This window comes from Pedobacter sp., assembly GCF_035566355.1.
Taxonomy (GTDB): Bacteria; Bacteroidota; Bacteroidia; order Sphingobacteriales; family Sphingobacteriaceae; genus Pedobacter.
Genome location: NZ_DATMRL010000680.1, coordinates 1 through 3,143 on the forward strand (window position 1 = coordinate 1; position 3,143 = coordinate 3,143).

Sequence of the window (3,143 nt, forward strand, 5' to 3'; positions counted from 1 at the left end):
CAGATTTCTTTTTGCCTCCAGAATGATTTGTTCATTAATCAGCGCTGAACTGGTTTTGCCTAGCAGTGTTTTAGTGATCGCATTTAGCTGATACGTAGATAAGCATAACAATTCTGCATATTGGGAGACTTGTTTATGGACCGAAATATGGCTTTCCAACAGCTCCAGAAATCTCTCCAGTTGTTCTAAAGAATAATGATTGTTGCCGGGGGTATTGGTGGTGTTTTGTCTGGTCAGCTCGATGAGTAAAATGGACATATTTGCTTGTATGATACTTTCAAAACCGGAAAATTTAGTCTCCGATTCCTGATAAATATAATCCAGCAGACCTATGATCTTTTTGCTTCCATTTGCATTAAGCTGATAATAATTTATACGACTTGCTTTTTTAAGTGATTGCTTTGTTGCCTGATCTTGAGGATGATAAAATTCACTGCTGAATTGTAGGAGATATCCCTTGCTTCCTGTTTTTAAAAGAAGAGAATGTACTTGGCCTGGCCGCATAACGAATATGGTGTAATCTGCAATGGTATAAAAGGAAAAGTCAATGTTGTGATGTCCTGAGCCTTTTTCTAAAGCAAGAAGATAGAAATAGTCATGACGATGAAGTTCCTGCACCATATCTTGGTTCTGAAGTACTTCTTCTATTTTTCTGATGCTAAAACTTTCTGGGAATCCGGGTTCTTTTACTGTACGGGCAATATGCCTGACTGGTATGCTCTTCTTTTTATCGCCATTGCCTGTTCCGGTCATGCTGATATGAATTTTAATTTTTATAAATGTAAGCTGATTTAGCAGAAGGCACAAGCGGCAGGAATAAACTGCTTATTAACAATAACTTGTTGTCTGCTTAAGATTATTTAAACATTTTAACACGAGCTTTGTTATACACTTCCACTAGCCTTATATAAATATGTTAAGTAATTATCTAAATTTCGATTTTGATGTTCAGGGTAAGCCTGTAAAAGGTTTCTGTATGAGAATCCAGGATGATTTTCACGAAACATACGCTGTGATTGTGGAAGGGTATCATTCCTTCTGTGTGTGGCTCGATTCGACATCTACCTGGAGATCTTCCAAATATACGAACGTAGAGCCAGGAATACTGGAGCGTATCATAGGACAGTTATCCCGCGAGGAAAAAACGGAGGTTTAGAAAAAGATCTACCCAAAGAATAAATACGCGAGTAAGATCGCTGTAATGATCCCAACCAGGTCTGCTAAGAGCATTGCGCCAATTGCATATCGGGTATTCTTAATGTTTACGGAGCCAAAATAAACTGCAATTACATAGAACGTGGTATCGGAAGCGCCCTGGAATATTCCTGATAATCTGCTGGCAAAAGAATCCGGTCCATAGGTTTGCATCGTGCTGACCATCATACCTCTTGCTGCACCGCCACTTAAAGGGCGGATTAATGCGGTAGGTAAACCTTCAACAAACCTGGTGTCTGCTCCGAGATAGGCAAAACCGCTTTTAATTCCGCTGATCACAACATCAAACGTTCCGCTGGTGCGCAGTAAGGAAATAGCTACAAGCATGCCTACTAAATAAGGAATGATCTTTATAGCAGTATCAAATCCACTTTTTGCCCCTTCAATAAAAGCATCAAAGACATCTATTTTTTTATAAAGTCCACCTAAAACGATAAGAAGGAATATGAGGAGTATTAAACCGTTGCTTAGCAATCCTGAAAAGGACTTAATGCCATCGGCATTTAAGGAGGTAATGTAAAGGACAAGCAGGGCTATTACAACGGAAAGGCAGAGTACCCATGTAATGATAATGGGTTGCAGAATGTTGATTTTTTGTTTAAAGGACACAATCAGCATGGCTGCTAACGTGCCCATGAAAGTAACAATAAGACATGGGATAAATATGTCTGTTGGGTTTGATGCATTTTGTGAGGCACGAATGGCAATTACACTAACCGGAATGAGGTTGAGTCCTGCTGCGTGCAAACATAAAAACATAATTTGTGCATTGGATGCAACATCCTTACTTGGATTTAATTCCTGCAAACTTTCCATAGCTTTAAGCCCAAAAGGGGTTGCTGCGTTATCTAATCCCAATAGGTTAGCGGAGAAGTTCATGATCATATGACCCATGGATGGGTGCCCTTTTGGGATGTCAGGAAAAAGCTTGGAGAAAAATGGCCCAACGATTCTGGATAATAAACGAATACCGCCGGCTTTTTCGGCAATGCTCATTAAACCCATGAATAAGGCTAAAATGCCAATGAGTTTTAAACAAAGCTCTACTGAAACCCAGCAAGTTTGAATAATGCCATCCAGTTTTAATGGGTTAGCTGGATCATCAGCCTTACCAATCACCATCCAGTTAAAAATATCGCTTTGTCCGAAGAAAAAGCACTTGATACTGGCGACTACTATTGCTACAATGATAAAGGCGGACCAAATTCTGCTTAATGCCATTTGTTGGATGTGTTTTGAATGCCTAAGATAAAATTATTTTTTCTTATCACATCTGGAAGGTATTAAAAAAGGGAGTTGCTGTGTTGCAACTCCCTTTTGGGTAGAAGGTACGTAGAGATCAATTCAGCGTGCCAACCGACTATGGTTTTTCATCTGTTAGTTCAAAGCCCCACGTTTTGCCTTTTTCTGTTGCTGGTACACCACTTGTCATCCATATTGGTGCTTTGGCACCTTTCAGGTAATAATCAAAGAATTGTTGTTCTCTGATCTGGATGTCTTTTCTGTTTTGGCGGAGCATCAAATTGTGGGCTTCGTTGTTGTAATTGAGTAACCAGGCCCGTTTGCCTAAACGTTTCAGGCCTGTAAACATTTCAACACCTTGATACCATGGCACAGCACCATCCGCATCATTGGCCATAATCACCACTGGTGTAGTTACTTTTGGCAGGGAGAATAATGGAGAGTTTTCTATATAGAGTTCTGGTTTTTCCCATAGGGTTGCGCCAATTCTGCTCTGTGTTTTTTCGTATTGAAACTGTCTGTTCATTCCACTTTCCCAACGGATCCCACCATAAGCTGATGTCATATTCGCTACTGGTGCACCTGCCCAGGCTGCTGCATACATATTGGTTTGGGTGATCAGGTAAGCTACCTGATATCCACCCCAGCTTTGACCCTGGATGCCGATTTTAGAACCATCAACCCAG

Annotated in this window: 4 protein-coding genes; 1 reads left to right on the plus strand and 3 read right to left on the minus strand. The window is 40.4% G+C overall.

Features of this window, described 5'->3' with window-relative positions; translation table 11 throughout:
- Positions 1 to 753, minus strand: a 753-nt coding sequence (locus VNZ46_RS26770; protein WP_325564328.1) for a hypothetical protein, incomplete at its 3' end; no start/stop codon positions are given.
- 160 nt (positions 754 to 913) lie between these two features.
- Here VNZ46_RS26770 and VNZ46_RS26775 point away from each other — a divergent pair.
- Complete coding sequence (locus tag VNZ46_RS26775; RefSeq protein WP_108553891.1) at positions 914 to 1,156, plus strand: hypothetical protein; 243 nt, start codon at positions 914 to 916, stop codon at positions 1,154 to 1,156.
- Between the two features lie 8 nt (positions 1,157 to 1,164).
- On the opposite strand, the gene VNZ46_RS26780 is transcribed toward VNZ46_RS26775, so the two are convergent.
- Positions 1,165 to 2,436: a nucleoside recognition domain-containing protein gene (locus VNZ46_RS26780; protein ID WP_325564331.1), complete on the minus strand. Its 1,272-nt coding sequence runs from the start codon at positions 2,434 to 2,436 to the stop codon at positions 1,165 to 1,167.
- A 139-nt stretch (positions 2,437 to 2,575) separates the two neighbouring features.
- On the minus strand, positions 2,576 to 3,143 hold a 568-nt coding region (locus VNZ46_RS26785; protein WP_325564333.1), incomplete at its 5' end, for an alpha/beta hydrolase family protein.